The 272-nt window shown below is 64.7% G+C and carries 1 protein-coding gene; it reads right to left on the bottom strand.

Annotated features, from left to right (window positions below; translation table 11 throughout):
• Nucleotides 1-272 (bottom strand): NAD(P)-dependent oxidoreductase (locus ACLJNW_RS25155; RefSeq protein ID WP_410961350.1); only part of this gene is annotated, 272 nt, incomplete at both ends.

Here is a 272-nt window from a genome sequence, read left to right as displayed (position 1 = left end):
CGCCTATACGCCCCAGACCCAGGATGCCGAGGGTCTTGCCGCCGAGCGAGGTGGTGAGCGGGTAAGGGCCGCGCGAAGCCCAGTGGCCCGCGCGCAGATATTTCTCCGACTGCGGAAACTTGCGCACCGTGTTGAGCACGAGCGCAAGCGCGGTGTCGGCGACGCACTCGTTCAGCACGTCGGGCGTGTTGGTGACGATGATCTTGCGCTTCTTTGCGTCGTCGAGGTTGATCGCGTCCACGCCGACGCCGAAGTTCGAGATGATCTCGAGC

The sequence above is a fragment of the Salmonella sp. SAL4457 genome (genome assembly GCF_046548235.1).
Lineage (GTDB): Bacteria > Pseudomonadota > Gammaproteobacteria > Enterobacterales > Enterobacteriaceae > Salmonella > Salmonella enterica.
Note: the sequence above shows the minus strand (reverse complement) of the source record. Positions and strands in the feature narration are given on the sequence as shown.